We start from the raw sequence: 14,474 nt of genomic DNA, 5'->3' as shown, positions 1-14,474 counted from the left end.
TCACATCACTTCCATTACTTTAAAGGAAATATCTTATAAATATAATTATTACCTTTAAAATAATAAAAGTGAAAAGTAAAGAATCGTATATTTTGAATATTCTGTATTCTTAGAATACTCTGCAAATTCTTTACTATTCACTTTAAAATTCTAGTTGTTCATTGCAGCTTTAATCTGTTCTACAGCATCTCCAACTGTTGCAATTGACTCAGCAGCTTCGTTTGGAATCTCGATATCGAATTCTTCTTCAATTCCCATGATAATTTGGAAAACATCTAATGAATCTGCTCCTAAATCATCTACAAAAGTAGTCTCCATTGTTATATCCTCTGGGTCTACACTTAATACCTCAGCTATAATTTTCTGTAATTTTTCAAATTCCATTATAATACACACCTTTCTGAATTCAAATAATAATTAATCAGATTTATATTTTTAATATAAATTTGTTTTTAAGTATTTATCAAACAGCTTTTAACATTTTCAAATGTATGTTATTTTTCATTAAACAGGAGTTTCTCTTTGATTTTCTCATTAATCTTCTGTTCTTTGAAATTAACACACTGAATTATTGAATTACAAACTTCCTTAGCTTTAGAACTTCCATGAGTCTTTACAACTAATCCATTCAATCCTAATAATGGTGCTCCACCATATTCATCTGTCTGGAATGATTTAAGTGTCTTTTTAAGTGCTGGTTTAATTAATAATGCACCTATCTTAGTTCTGAGTGATGACATAAGTCCCTCTTTAACTTTGGCAATTAATGTGTTACCAACGCCTTCATATAATTTAAGAATAACATTTCCAACAAATGCTTCGCTGACTATTACGTCTGCATATCCTGACGGAATATCTCTTGCCTCAATACTTCCGATAAAATTAATATCAGGACAATTTTTAAGAAGCGGAAATGTCTCTTTGACTAATGCATTTCCTTTCTCTTCTTCAGCGCCTATATTGACTATAGCTACTCTTGGATTCTTAACACCAACAATATTCTCCATATAGATTGAACCCATCTTCGCAAACTGTACAAGATGCGATGGTCGTGCATCAACATTAGCACCACAGTCAATAAGTAAAGCCACTCCATCTTTCGTAGGAATAAGAGGTGCAAGAGGTGGTCTTTCAATTCCTTTAATTCTTCCAACAATTAACTGACCGCCTACTAGAACCGCTCCGGAACTTCCTGCTGATACAAATGCATCCGCCTGATTGTTCTTAACTAAATTCATAGCTACAACAATCGAGGAATCTTTCTTTCTTCTTATCGCATTAACCGGTGGTTCTTCTGTCTGTATAACCTCAGTTGCATTCACAACTTCTATTTTATCTTTGTTATATTCATACTTCGATAATTCCTGATTAACAACATCTTCCATACCAACCAGAATTACCTTGATATCTTCACAGGAATTAACGGCATCTATTGCACCCTTGACAATTTCTGTCGGAGCATTATCTCCGCCCATAGCATCTACTGCTACAACTGTAATCTCTTTCTCCACTTATAAAATACCCAGCATATTGCTACCCATATAAGTAAAGGATATTGGGGTCCTTTTTTATTTTCCTTTACCTTTATAAAACTTACTTATGTAAGTCTCTAACATAATATACTAAATAGCTAAATAAAAATCAACATTAATTTTAAATTTTGTATACAGTTAATGTCAGACATTCATAACCAGGTATTTATTTGAATATCTGACCATTAACTAATCCAAATATTTAACACACAAAAAATGTCATAACATACATTTCTGCCTGTTATGACATTCCTTTGAGAAAAATTTCCTAAATAAGTTATCCGTAATACGAACTACTCATTTCTAATAATTAATCAACTGATATTATTTCTTTTTTGTTGTATGAACCACAAGCTTTGCATACTCTATGTGGCATCATTAATGCTCCACATTTGCTACATTTAACTAAGTTTGGAGCACTCATTTTCCAATTAGCTCTTCTCTTATCTCTTCTAGCCTTTGAGCTTTTATTCTTTGGACAAATAGACATGGTCTGTTACACCTCCTTAAAATTGTTGAAAATGTCACGAATTTTTGACATTCTAGGGTCTAATTCTGTGGTATCACAGTTACAAGTCTGTGAATTAAGATTTGCCCCACATCTATTACAAATTCCTTTACAATTCTCACTGCAAAGAACCTTCATAGGCAAATTAACAAGTATTTCATTATAAATAAGCTTCTCTACATCAAGCATATTATCCTGAATATATGACTGCTCATCTAACGACTCTGTCTTGTCATTTTCCGACTCATTCATGTCAATCTCTTTATTTACTTTGATGTTCATATCATACTTCACATCTTCTAAACATCTGTCACATGGTATCATCAATGTTAAATCAATCTCTGATGTCAATGTAAATGTTCTCTTTCCTGTGTTACGAAGCTTAATAAGAACTGGTTGTTTCTTAACTATCTCGTAATCACACATCTTAGATGTAAATCTTGACATCTCTATGTCTGCACAAACATCTAACTCTTTATCAATAGTTGATAAAAGTTCGGATAAGTCAATCAGCATAAATTACCTCTTTTCTAATCGCACTTGAATATTATAACCATAGGTATTGTGTTTGTCAACCTTAAATTTTCAAAATCTTGTATAAACTTGTCTACACATTAAATACTTGTTATTACTTTACAAGTTCTAATGTCTCTTTAGCTATTTTTAATTCTTCATTTGTCGGTACTACAAGCACCTTAATCTTTGAGTTCTCTGTAGAGATGACAACATCTTCTCCTCTTTTTGCATTTTGTTCGTCATCTATTTCCACTCCTAAGAATGTAAAATATGAACAAATCTCTTTTCTTACTATTGCATTGTTCTCTCCAAGTCCTGCTGTAAATACAATTGCATCTATTCCATTCATTGCTGCTGCATATGCTCCAATATATTTGGCAACTCTGTAGCAATACGCTTCAATTGTCATTCTTGCTCTTTCGTCTCCTGCAAGCATAGCATCTGTTATATCTCTGAAATCACTGCCGATTCCTGATAGACCAAGAACACCTGATTCTTTATTAAGGATATTCATAACTTCATCTATCGTCTTATTCTCTTTATGGGCAAGAAATTCTACTATAGCAGGGTCTATACTTCCTGAACGTGTTCCCATAATAAGTCCTTCTAAAGGTGTAAGTCCCATACTCGTATCTATTGATTTTCCACCATCAACAGCACATATACTTGCACCATTTCCAAGATGGCATACAACAGTCTTAAGTTCTTCATATGGTCTGTCTAAGATTTCGGCAACTCGTTTTGAAACAAAACTGTGTGATGTTCCATGGAAGCCATATCTTCTCACCTTATAATCTTCATAATATTTATATGGAAGTCCGTATAAATAAGCTTTAGCAGGCATAGTCTGGTGAAATGCAGTATCAAATACAGCTACCATCTTTGTATCAGGCATTAACTCCTTGCATGCCATTATTCCGATAAGATTAGCTGGATTGTGTAATGGTGCTAAATCATTACATTCCTTTATAGCTTCAATTACATCATCATCAATTATTACTGATTTAGCAAATTTCTCTCCGCCATGTACGATTCTGTGTCCTACTGCACCAACATCACTTAAGTCTTTAATAACACCTGTCTTTGCATTTGTAAGTGCATTGATAACTAATTCAACTGCCTTCTTATGATTTGGCATTGGCTCTTTCACTATCTCCTTGTCAAGACCTGCCGGTTGATATACTAACTGGCTGCCATCTAAACCTATTCTTTCGCATAATCCTTTTGCTAATACGCTATCATCTTCTGAATTAATTAACTGGAATTTCAATGACGAACTTCCGCAATTGATAATAAGAATCTTCATTTTCTCACTCAGTTTCCTTTCCTTACCATAATTATTAATTGAAATTAATATATTTAAAAAACTTAAACAAGTTTTCTCTGCTGTGCCTGTACTGCTGTAATAGCTACAACACCAACGATATCTGATGATGAACATCCTCTTGATAAATCATTAATAGGCTTAGCCATACCCTGTGTTAATGGACCATATGCTTCTGCTTTTCCCAATCTCTGAACCAACTTATATCCAATATTACCTGCATCAAGGTCCGGGAAAATTAAAACATTTGCATTGCCTGCAACTGTACTTCCAGGTGCTTTTAATTTAGCTACTTCCGGTACAAGTGCCGCATCTAACTGTAACTCACCATCTGCTGTTACGTGAGGATAATTCTTCTTTAATATCTCTACTGCATCTGTAACCTTTGTTACATCAGGATGTTTTGCACTTCCCTTTGTAGAATGTGATAACAATGCACAAATTGGTTTCTCACCGACTAACATCTCAAATGATTTTGCTGATGATTCTGTAATTGCTGCAAGTTCTTCCGGATTAGGATTCTGGTTAAGTCCTGCATCTGCAAATACAAATGTACCATCTGCACCATATTCACAATCAGGTACACATACTACGAAGAAACCTGATACTAATTTTGTTCCCGGTTTGGTCTTAATAATCTGGAGTGATGGCTTTAATGTTGAAGCTGTAGAATGGCATGCACCCGAAACCACACCATCTGCATCACCAAATTTAACCATCATACATGCATAATACATAAAATCATTCATCATAAGGTCTTTAGCCTGTTCAGGAGTCATACCTTTTGATTTTCTTAATTCATAAAATACTTCTATATAATCTGGTGTTTTACTGAATGTATATGGGTTAACTATTCTTGCTCCTGAGATATCTAATCCCTTGCTATTCTCTGCAATAACGTCTTCTGTACCAATGATAATAAGATTTGCAATTTTCTCTTTAAGAATAATCTCTGCCGCCTCAAAAGTTCTTCTGTCCATTGATTCAGGTAAAACAATTGTCTTAATATCTTTTTTTGCTCTTTCTTTAATATTATCAATAAATCCCATAATTTAATTTCCTTTCCTGTATAATTAATCCGCACACTTTATAATATTATAACGCATTTTTACTTTGTATACAATATCTTTAAACGTACTAAATTCAATACATTTATTGATATTTTTTTAACAAAATGTTATCATACATATAACGTATTTTAAAACACGATATGAAAGGAGTTTATAATGAAAACCGTTGGAATTATAGCTGAATTTAATCCATTTCACAATGGTCACGCATATCTTATTGAAAAAGCAAGAGAACTTACCAATGCCGACCACGTTATAGTTGTTATGAGTGGCAACTTTGTCCAGAGGGGTGCGCCTGCATTTATGGATAAATTCACAAGAACTGCCATTGCCCTTGAGAATAATGTAGACCTTGTCCTCGAACTTCCGGTTTGTTATTCTATGTCAAGTGCTGCTTACTTTGCAACCGGTGCAGTTGCAACTTTAGATAAATTAAATGTCGTTGATTATCTTTGTTTTGGCTGTGAAAATGATAATTTAGACCTGTTAAATCTCATCGCAGACATAATAATAGATGAAGATGAATGTTATAGCGAAGCATTACAGTCATATTTAAAAACCGGCATGTCTTTCTCAAGAAGCCGCGAAAATGCAATTATAAAATCTCTTTCGCTGCGCGGTGTCAATATGAGTTCAGACGAGCTTTCGCTTATAATATCATCTCCAAACTCTATTCTTGCAATTGAATATATTATTTCAATACGTAAGTCAGGCAGCAAGATGGTTCCGGTTCCAATCAAACGTTTAGACAAAGGCTACCATTCATCTGATTTAGACGGACATTTTGCAAGTGCAAGTGCAATCAGAAAACTCTTTGGTGGCAAATCAATATTTACATTCAACAATGTCAAAGAAACACTTTCTGATATCGTCCCTGCAAATTGTATGGAATTACTTGAAAATGAATACAAGAAAACTTACCCTATTGTCTCTGATGATTTCAGTCCATTAGTCGGTAATGAGTTAATTAAAGCAAGATATAATAACACAGAGACTAATAATCTCTTTGATATAACAGATGACTTAGCTAACAGAATATCCAATCTCTCAGGTTCATATGAAGCCTTCGACAGTTTTGTTAATACCTGTAATTCTTCTATATTTACATCATCAAGAATTTCAAGAATTCTGTTCTATCTGCTATTCAATTATACTAAAGATGATTACTTTACTTTTAAAGATGAGGGATACGTTTACTACTTCAGAGTTCTCGGTTTCAATAAAGCCCATAACAGCTTACTTACTGAAATTAAAACCAACTCCGACATTCCTCTTATCACTAAAATATCTAATGCATTTTCAGTTCTGTCTGAGAATGGCAAACGTATGTTATCAATTAATATGATGGCTGATGAGATTTACAGATTAGTAAGTATTGATAAATACAATTTCTCAATACCAAAAGAACAGCAATATGGTGTTATAATAAAAGATGAATAATTACAGAAATGTTTAATCTATGACAGATTTAAGATATAATCTCTTGAATTTCAGCCTCTTGAATTTCAACCTCTTGAATTTCAGCCTCTTGCATAGCTACTTTGCTCATAACTGTGTAAGAGGCTGAAATAATAAGAAGATAGATTATCAAAAACACAAAATAACCGCCTACCTGATACAATCTCCATTAAATAAATTTATTACCTATGAAGATTGATTCAGCCAGCGACTATTTTTATAAGAGTTATAAAAATTAATTACCATATTTTTGAACAACAAATGCATAAGCTTCTTTAGAATGTCTGAATCTCTTAACTTTTTCACCATAACTATTAAGTTCCTTAATTAACCCTTTCCTAATCTTATTAAACTCAAATACCCATTTAATATTCCACCACAAGAATTCTAATGTTGGTTCTGAATTGTATGATTCTTTTCCCCTTCTTTGATTTATCCAGCGTTTAAATACTCTTATTAATCTTACCAACGTATATTCATCTAATACTATAATATAGTCACAACACCCAAAGCTTTCCTTAAGAGATTCTCTTGGTGAACCCTCCACAACCCAGTCCTTTTTATTAATAATTTCATTAAAACATCTATCTCTTTCCTCGTGACTTCTTTTTTCATCACCCGAAGAAGTTCTTTTCCACACAACATTATCTTTTTCATAATATGGTGTATTAAATCTCTGTGATATTCTCTTTGCAAGTGTTGTCTTTCCACTTGCAACAGAACCAATAATATCTAATCTCAAGCCACAAACACCACCCTTTCATTCTATACAAAATTAATTATTCTCAGTAGTAATATAATCTTTTCTCAAGATTTCCATTTCAATAACATTCCAAGGTTCATCTTCAACTGTCTCCGTTTCAACAAAACCTACATTTCTATAGCACATATGAGCTGCCTCGTTATTTTCAAACACACCGATAGTAACCCTTTCAACACCCATAATATCAAATGCATACTTAAGACCTTTCATAAGCATTTGCTTACCATAACCTTTTCCTCTAAGTGTATTGTCTACTACAACCCAGCCAAAACGTAATTGCTTATTATCTCTACCTGTGTATCGCATAATAAAATGTCCTACTACTTTGTTATCCTCATTAATTGCAGTCCAAGGATAAAAGTTATCAGGTTCTTTACAATCTCCATTAGCTTTAGTGTATTTATCATCAATAATATCAGCAGATATGGGATATTTACCAAATCTCTCACCACCCCATTTTATAAATACATCTTCATCATTTAACCATTTTACAATTACTTTGGAATCACAACTTTTATATGGTCTCAATCTAATCACTTCTTATTCCTCCTGTCTGTTACTACAATATTTGCTTTAATTGCTTATATAAAAATGAGTTGACATATGTTTTAATTTATACATCAACTCATTTTTTACTCAAACTTCTCACATATATATCATAGCATATATTCATCTTTTAAAATAAATTTGACATATATAAATATCGAAACACCTTGTAAGAATTGCGTAAATTTGCAAGATATCTTTTTCGGCTCAAATTTTGTGTACATTCAACAGACATACACTTAAGACGAGATGTCCGTCTATGACACACACTTTCATAATTCCCTTATCTAGTACAAGTAAATCAAGTGTGTAGCATAGACGAACACATCGTTTTAAGTGTATGGCATTGAATGAACTCAAATAATCAAAAGAGCCGAAAAAGATATCTACAAATTAGCAATTCTTACAAAAGTTTCGATATTTATATATGCAAATTCACTTAATACAGATGATTTGATTCTATTATATATGTGCGAAGTTTCAGTTATTTATATATTCTGGTCTTATTAGTTCTTAAAACTATGAATTGGTGCCGGTATTCTGCCACCTCTGTTTACAAATGCGTCACAAGAGAAATTATTAACAGGCATTATTGGTGCATATCCAAGTAAACCACCGAATTCTACTGTCTCTCCAACGCCTTTGCCAATTACAGGAATAACTCTTACTGCTGTTGTCTTCTGGTTAATCATACCGATTGCTGACTCATCTGCAATAATTCCGGCAATAGTTGTAGCTTTAGTATCTCCCGGAATTGCTATCATATCAAGACCAACTGAACATACGCAGGTCATAGCCTCTAACTTCTCAATTGTAAGTGCTCCTGCTGTAACTGAATTAATCATTTCCTGATCCTCACTTACAGGAATAAATGCACCACTTAAACCACCAACATAAGATGATGCCATAACGCCGCCTTTTTTAACCTGGTCGTTTAATAATGCAAGAGCTGCTGTTGTTCCCGGTGCTCCTACTCTTTCTAAGCCAATTTCTTCAAGAATATCTGCAACACTGTCTCCAATAGCAGGTGTTGGTGCTAATGATAAGTCAACGATACCAAATGGGATGCCTAATCTCTTAGATGCTTCTTTAGCAACTAACTGACCAACTCTTGTTACCTTGAAGGCTGTCTTTTTAATAGTTTCGCAGAGAACCTCGAAGTTCTCTCCACGAACCTTGGTAAGTGCTGTTCTTACAACACCCGGTCCACTTACACCTACGTTTATAATCGCATCAGCTTCTGTTACACCATGGAAAGCTCCTGCCATAAATGGGTTGTCATCAGGTGCATTACAGAATACTACAAGCTTAGCACAGCCTAATGAATCCTGTTCCTTAGTATATTCTGCTGTCTTACGAACAATTTCACCCATTAACTTGACAGAATCCATATTAATTCCTGTCTTAGTAGAACCAACATTAACAGAACTACATACTCTTTCTGTGCAGGCAAGTGCCTGTGGAATTGAATTAATGAGATTCTCATCAGCTTTAGTCATTCCCTTGCTTACTAATGCTGAATATCCACCGATAAAGTTCACCCCTACCTCGTGAGCCACTTTATCAAGTGTCTTAGCTATAGTTACAAAATCTTCAGGTGTTTTGCAGGCACTTCCACCAACTAAACTAATAGGTGTTACAGAAATTCTCTTATTTACGATAGGAATACCGAATTCTTTTTCAATCTCCTGTCCTGTAGATACAAGATTCCTAGCTAATTTAGTGATTTTGTTATAAATATTTTCATTAACCTTGTCTAAATCTGTATCAATACAATCTAAAAGGCTGATACCAAGTGTAATTGTTCTTACATCAAGATTCTCCTGGTCTATCATTTTATTTGTTTCATTTACTTCAAAAATGTTTATCATTACATTTGACTCCTTTTGTAATATTAAATTCTATGCATTGAATTAAATATATCTTCCTGCTGAATTTTAATCTGAACTCCGATTTCTTCACCTAATTTTTCAAGTTCATCAGCTATATTACCAATTTTCTTATCTGCATTGTTAGCATCTACTATCATCATCATATTGAAATAGTCCTGTACAATTGTCTGTGAAATATCTAATATATTGATATTATTTTCAGCTAAATATGTACATACCTTTGCTATAATTCCTACAGTATCTTTTCCAACTACAGTTATAATTGATTTCTTCATTTCTATTCTTTACCTCATTTCTAAATATATTTCAAACGCAAAACAGCATTGAATTAACATCTCTTCTGGCAACTTCAATATCAAAATCACTTGCCTTATATTTATTATCACTTATCGCAATCTCTGATTTTACGGTTTCATATGCGAGTTCTTCATAATTATTCTCTTTGCTAAGATGTCCTAACAGAATGTATTTGAGTCCATCATGTAAGATATCATTAATAAGCTTTCCTGACATCTCATTTGATAAATGTCCTCTGTCACCTAGAATTCTCTGTTTAAGATAATAAGGATAGGCACCCGCTAATAACATTCTGACATCATGATTAGCCTCAATAACCAAAGCATCAAGCTCCTTAAGATTATTCACTATATAGTCATCATATTTACCCATATCAGTAGCTACTGCAACCGATTTACCGCCCTCATTGAACCTGTAAGCTACAGGTTCAGCGGCGTCATGTGATATACTAAATGGGCACACTTCTATATCTCCGATATTAAAATGCTCATCAGATTTAATCTCTACATATAAATCTTCCGGTATATAACCTAATTTATTATTGCTTTTTATAGCCTCTACAGTCTTAGGTGTTGCGTAAATAGGTATCTCATATTTTCTTGAAATAACTCCAAGCCCGTTAATATGGTCTATATGCTCATGTGTAATTAATATTCCACTTATATCTTTCATATCAATATCATTTGCATTAAGACCGGTTTCCGTTCTCTTCTTGCTGATTCCTGCATCTACTAACAGATGAGTATTATCAGAACCTACATATATACAATTACCGCTGCTTCCACTTGCTACAGTAGATATTCTCATTTGAACCTCCTATCTGTTAGCATGCAGCAGCAAAATGTTTCTGATACCAAAGAACAAATGCATATACTGTCCAGATTTTTCTTGAGTTGTCACATTTCTCATGATAATGTCTGTCTAACAGATTAACAAGATAATCTGTATTGAAGAATAAATCTGCTTCTTTAGATGTAAGAGTATCTTTGACTAAATTATAATATTTATCTTCTCTTAACCAGTTTCTTACTGGAATAGGGAAACCTAATTTCTTTCTCTCTGCTGTAATATCAGGCATAAATTCACTTGCAGCTTTTCTGAAATATCTCTTTGTCTCATGCTTGTCAACTCTATGCTCTACAGGAATACTGAAAGCTACCTTTGCAACCTCTTTATCAAGGAAAGGTACACGTACTTCTAATGAGTGAGCCATACTCATTGTATCTGCTTTATTAAGGATATCTCCCCATAACCAGGTATTGATATCAAGATACTGCATCTTTGTTATATCATCTTTATCCTTAACCTTGTCATATATTGGCTTTGTAATGCTTTCAGGTGTATATTTCTTAATCGGTTTCTTAAGCATCTTATATACCTCAGGAGTATGGAAAATATAAGCATTACCAATATACCTCTCTTCAAGATCTAAACCTGCTCTTATCATATAATTCTTACCTTTGAAATTAACAGGTAATTTAGTAAGAATTTTTCTGACACCCCTTCTTACAGGTCTTGGAATTGCCATCATAGGTTTTAAGGCAATTGGAGATTTATAGATATTATATCCACCAAATAACTCATCTGAGCCCTCACCTGATAATACAACTTTAACCTGTTCGCTTGCTAGCTTACATAAGAAATATAATGCGATACATGATGGATCTGATAATGGTTCATCAACATGATTCATTATCTTTGGAAATTCTTCAAAATATTCCTCTGTAGTTATTAATTTACTCTTATTCTTAACACCGACATAATCTGATAATGTCTTTGCTAAAGGTATCTCATTACATCTTGGATAATCAAAACCTACACTGAAAGTCTTGTCAAGATTACTTCTTGCAACAATGTAACTTGAATCAACACCTCCTGATAAGAAGCCACCTACTTCTGTGTCACTTATCTTATGTGCTGCGATTGAATCAGCCATAACATCATTAACTTTCTTTACAGCTTCATCAAATGTAATACTCTCATCGGTATTGAATTCAGGTGAATAATATCTCTCTATCTCGATTTTTCCATCTTTCCATAAAAGGTAATGTGCAGGTGGAAGTCTGAATATTCCTTTAAAGAATGTCTCTTTTAAGATAGAATACTGGAATGAAAGATAACTTTCTAATGCTTCCGGATTAAATTCCTTCTTAACAGTCGGAAATTTAAGAATTGCCTTAATCTCTGAACCAAATACGAAATCATTCTCTGTCTGTGTATAGAAAAGAGGCTTGATTCCGAAGATATCTCTTGCCATAAGCATCTCTTTCTTCTCTCTGTTCCAGATTGCAAATGCATACATTCCTCTTAATTTCTGCAATAAATCTTTACCATATTCTTCATATCCATGTACTAAAACTTCTGTATCTGCATCAGTTTTAAATATATGTCCTTTTTCAATAAGGTCAGCCTTAATATCCTGATAATTATATATCTCGCCATTAAATGTAACGACAATAGAACCGTCTTCATTATACATTGGCTGTTTACCATTAGTAATACCAATAATACTAAGTCTTCTAAAACCGAGACCTGCCATATCATCTATATGAGTTCCCTCATCATCAGGTCCTCTATGTTTAATAGAATTCATCATTTCAATTAAATCTTCTTTATATTCACTACCTTTGCCATCGGTTGTAATATATCCGGCAAATCCACACATTCCAGTCACTCCAATCATAAATAATTTGTGGTACATGTAAATATCTGTCGCAATCATATCATAAATGTTATTCAAGGTCAAACCAAAATGCCATATATTTAGTCATATTAACAATATAAATTAATAAAATTATAATAAACCAATAAAAGAATTGCCTTTATGACAGATACGAATTTGCCTGCACATTTCTCATCTTCTCTTAAAGAAAAGGCACTCAGAAAGAAAATAAAATGAAAAATTTCTTACTACGTATATTTCTTTATCTTACACTTGTTGTTTTGTTGTTTTTTCCATCATATTGTGCCGACGGTGTCTTATTAGGCATCAAATTATTTATTAATTCATTATTGCCGGCTATTCTTCCATTTATAATTTTCTCTAACTTTATGATTCAGCTTGACTATTCATGGCAGATAGGTCGGCTATTCTATCCTATTACTCATACTCTCTTTGGCGTATCTTACTATGGTTCCTATGCTGTCATTATGGGCTTTCTATGTGGTTACCCGGTCGGTGCCAAAATAACTTCTGACCTATATCTTAATGGCAGTATAACTAAAGCTGAAGCCGACTATATTCTGAAATTCGTTAATCACGCCAGTCCCTCATTCATTCAGGGATATGTTGTACTTTCATTATTAAATACACCCGAATACAGATTTATCGCCATAATACTTACATATCTTCCCGAAGTAATAACCGGAATAATTTTCAGACGACATAAGTCATATAAAAATATCGATATCTCAGTTTCCAGGTTAAAATATCCAATAAATAAAATACTTGATGACAGCCTTTCTAATGCCATTTTGACTGTTGTTAAAATAGGTGGTTATCTAATTATTTTTACCACTATTGCAGGTATTATTATGAAAATTACATTTATCTCTGATATCTTTAAAGTTATTATAGTAGCCTTATTAGAGATAACTTCTGGAACTTATTACCTGTCATTATTAAATATCAGTCTTCCTCTCAGACTGCTTTGTATTATAGCTGCCTGCATACTTGGTGGAGTATCTACATTTTTTCAGATTAATAGCGTTTTATCTAAATTTGAATATAAAAAAAGAGACTACCTATATTCCAAATGTGTCTCTTTAATAATTATGATCATATTATATGTTATTTTATTTACTATATTTAACTAATATAAGTACATCTGTTAAAGTAAATTTGCATATATAAATATCGATACACCTTGTAAGAAGTATCGATATTTATATATGCAAATTCACTTAATCAAATGATTTAATTCTTATACTCGTTTAAATCAACTGTATAATCTTCAAATTCTGTATCTTCTGCAGCCTCCTCAGTATTCTCCGACTGTTCTTCTACATTTTCAGTTGCCTCATCCTTAGGATAAAGTTCATTTCTATTTGCAGTTACGACATCAAGACTTGTATTTAATGATTTCATAAATGCATCATATTTCATTGTAACATTTTCCATTGTATGATTAATTATATTCTGTAAATTTTCCAAAATATCATCAGTATATTGCATTGCGCCCATTCTGATGTCATTTGCATCATTAACAGCATTATCAAGTATCTGCTGTGCCTGTGCTGAAGCATCATCAACAAGGTTCTGAGCCTGAACATATGCCTGCTGCATAATCTCATGTTCTGAAATAAGTTCACTTGTCTCTTCTCTTGCCTGCTGTAACATATCCTCAGCTCTTGCCTGTGCATCATTCATAATAGCTTCTTTATTATTAATAATACGTTGATATTTTCTAATTTCTTCAGGTGTCTTCATTCTAAGTTCAGATATGTACTCTTCTAACTGCTCTTTATTAACAATTATATTAACTCCTGATAATTTCTGTCTCTTACAATTATCGATAAATTCTTCAATTTCTGTTAATATCTGCTCATACTTACTCATTTTTTACCTC

Annotated in this window: 15 protein-coding genes; 2 read left to right on the top strand and 13 right to left on the bottom strand. The window is 33.0% G+C overall.

Annotated features, from left to right (window positions below):
- Positions 1 to 150: 150 nt before the first annotated feature.
- The 6 genes from acpP to pta all read right to left on the bottom strand — a co-directional run bounded on the left by acpP (position 151) and on the right by pta (position 4,929).
- Entirely contained in the window at positions 151 to 384 is a 234-nt protein-coding gene (gene acpP, locus OCV48_RS03125; protein WP_021982540.1) for an acyl carrier protein, read from the bottom strand.
- A 110-nt stretch (positions 385 to 494) separates the two neighbouring features.
- Positions 495 to 1,511 (bottom strand): phosphate acyltransferase PlsX, encoded by a 1,017-nt coding sequence (gene plsX, locus OCV48_RS03120; protein ID WP_262558764.1) that lies wholly within the window; start codon positions 1,509 to 1,511, stop codon positions 495 to 497.
- A gap of 331 nt (positions 1,512 to 1,842) precedes the next feature.
- A complete protein-coding gene (gene rpmF, locus OCV48_RS03115) occupies positions 1,843 to 2,022 on the bottom strand; it encodes a 50S ribosomal protein L32 (protein ID WP_006780373.1) in 180 nt (59 codons plus the stop codon).
- Between the two features lie 6 nt (positions 2,023 to 2,028).
- The gene (locus OCV48_RS03110) at positions 2,029 to 2,556 is read right to left on the bottom strand and encodes a YceD family protein (RefSeq protein ID WP_021982542.1); all 528 of its coding nucleotides are present in this window, start codon (positions 2,554 to 2,556) and stop codon (positions 2,029 to 2,031) included.
- 112 nt (positions 2,557 to 2,668) lie between these two features.
- Entirely contained in the window at positions 2,669 to 3,862 is a 1,194-nt protein-coding gene (locus tag OCV48_RS03105; RefSeq protein WP_147591114.1) for an acetate/propionate family kinase, read from the bottom strand.
- 62 nt (positions 3,863 to 3,924) lie between these two features.
- Complete coding sequence (pta, locus tag OCV48_RS03100) at positions 3,925 to 4,929, bottom strand: phosphate acetyltransferase (protein ID WP_147591113.1); 1,005 nt, start codon at positions 4,927 to 4,929, stop codon at positions 3,925 to 3,927.
- A 177-nt stretch (positions 4,930 to 5,106) separates the two neighbouring features.
- Here pta and OCV48_RS03095 point away from each other — a divergent pair, with 177 nt between their 5' ends.
- Complete coding sequence (locus OCV48_RS03095; RefSeq protein WP_147591112.1) at positions 5,107 to 6,390, top strand: nucleotidyltransferase; 1,284 nt, start codon at positions 5,107 to 5,109, stop codon at positions 6,388 to 6,390.
- A 253-nt stretch (positions 6,391 to 6,643) separates the two neighbouring features.
- On the opposite strand, the gene OCV48_RS03090 is transcribed toward OCV48_RS03095, so the two are convergent.
- From OCV48_RS03090 to asnB, 6 genes are all read right to left on the bottom strand, one after another.
- A complete protein-coding gene (locus OCV48_RS03090; protein ID WP_147591111.1) occupies positions 6,644 to 7,150 on the bottom strand; it encodes a P-loop NTPase family protein in 507 nt (168 codons plus the stop codon).
- Positions 7,151 to 7,183: 33 nt separating this feature from the next.
- Entirely contained in the window at positions 7,184 to 7,708 is a 525-nt protein-coding gene (locus tag OCV48_RS03085) for a GNAT family N-acetyltransferase (protein WP_021982547.1), read from the bottom strand.
- Between the two features lie 515 nt (positions 7,709 to 8,223).
- Positions 8,224 to 9,588, bottom strand: coding sequence for a PFL family protein (locus tag OCV48_RS03080; RefSeq protein ID WP_021983130.1), 1,365 nt, complete (start codon positions 9,586 to 9,588; stop codon positions 8,224 to 8,226).
- A 23-nt stretch (positions 9,589 to 9,611) separates the two neighbouring features.
- On the bottom strand, positions 9,612 to 9,884 hold the full coding sequence (locus OCV48_RS03075; protein WP_021983129.1) for an ACT domain-containing protein: 273 nt from the start codon (positions 9,882 to 9,884) through the stop codon (positions 9,612 to 9,614).
- Positions 9,885 to 9,915: 31 nt separating this feature from the next.
- Complete coding sequence (locus tag OCV48_RS03070) at positions 9,916 to 10,713, bottom strand: MBL fold metallo-hydrolase (protein ID WP_021983128.1); 798 nt, start codon at positions 10,711 to 10,713, stop codon at positions 9,916 to 9,918.
- A gap of 16 nt (positions 10,714 to 10,729) precedes the next feature.
- Positions 10,730 to 12,607 (bottom strand): asparagine synthase (glutamine-hydrolyzing), encoded by a 1,878-nt coding sequence (gene asnB, locus OCV48_RS03065; protein ID WP_262558750.1) that lies wholly within the window; start codon positions 12,605 to 12,607, stop codon positions 10,730 to 10,732.
- A 194-nt stretch (positions 12,608 to 12,801) separates the two neighbouring features.
- Here asnB and OCV48_RS03060 point away from each other — a divergent pair, with 194 nt between their 5' ends.
- Entirely contained in the window at positions 12,802 to 13,722 is a 921-nt protein-coding gene (locus OCV48_RS03060) for a sporulation integral membrane protein YlbJ (protein ID WP_021983126.1), read from the top strand.
- Positions 13,723 to 13,822: 100 nt separating this feature from the next.
- On the opposite strand, the gene OCV48_RS03055 is transcribed toward OCV48_RS03060, so the two are convergent.
- Positions 13,823 to 14,464, bottom strand: coding sequence for an ATPase (locus OCV48_RS03055; RefSeq protein WP_147591110.1), 642 nt, complete (start codon positions 14,462 to 14,464; stop codon positions 13,823 to 13,825).
- Positions 14,465 to 14,474: the final 10 nt, after the last annotated feature.

It is taken from the genome of Bovifimicola ammoniilytica (assembly GCF_025567085.1).
Taxonomy (GTDB): Bacteria; Bacillota; Clostridia; order Lachnospirales; family Lachnospiraceae; genus Bovifimicola; species Bovifimicola ammoniilytica.
This window is presented reverse-complemented; position numbering and strand designations above follow the sequence as displayed.

What these genes read in the sequence shown, in the direction of transcription:
- rpmF (WP_006780373.1), bottom strand. Translation starts at nt 2,022, where the DNA reads ATGTCTATTTGTCCAAAGAATAAAAGCTCAAAGGCTAGAAGAGATAAG.
- pta (WP_147591113.1), bottom strand. Translation starts at nt 4,929, where the DNA reads ATGGGATTTATTGATAATATTAAAGAAAGAGCAAAAAAAGATATTAAG.
- OCV48_RS03110 (WP_021982542.1), bottom strand. Translation starts at nt 2,556, where the DNA reads ATGCTGATTGACTTATCCGAACTTTTATCAACTATTGATAAAGAGTTA.
- OCV48_RS03070 (WP_021983128.1), bottom strand. Translation starts at nt 10,713, where the DNA reads ATGAGAATATCTACTGTAGCAAGTGGAAGCAGCGGTAATTGTATATAT.
- OCV48_RS03060 (WP_021983126.1), top strand. Translation starts at nt 12,802, where the DNA reads ATGAAAAATTTCTTACTACGTATATTTCTTTATCTTACACTTGTTGTT.
- OCV48_RS03075 (WP_021983129.1), bottom strand. Translation starts at nt 9,884, where the DNA reads ATGAAGAAATCAATTATAACTGTAGTTGGAAAAGATACTGTAGGAATT.
- OCV48_RS03055 (WP_147591110.1), bottom strand. Translation starts at nt 14,464, where the DNA reads ATGAGTAAGTATGAGCAGATATTAACAGAAATTGAAGAATTTATCGAT.
- OCV48_RS03095 (WP_147591112.1), top strand. Translation starts at nt 5,107, where the DNA reads ATGAAAACCGTTGGAATTATAGCTGAATTTAATCCATTTCACAATGGT.
- OCV48_RS03080 (WP_021983130.1), bottom strand. Translation starts at nt 9,588, where the DNA reads ATGATAAACATTTTTGAAGTAAATGAAACAAATAAAATGATAGACCAG.
- acpP (WP_021982540.1), bottom strand. Translation starts at nt 384, where the DNA reads ATGGAATTTGAAAAATTACAGAAAATTATAGCTGAGGTATTAAGTGTA.
- OCV48_RS03105 (WP_147591114.1), bottom strand. Translation starts at nt 3,862, where the DNA reads ATGAAGATTCTTATTATCAATTGCGGAAGTTCGTCATTGAAATTCCAG.
- asnB (WP_262558750.1), bottom strand. Translation starts at nt 12,607, where the DNA reads ATGTACCACAAATTATTTATGATTGGAGTGACTGGAATGTGTGGATTT.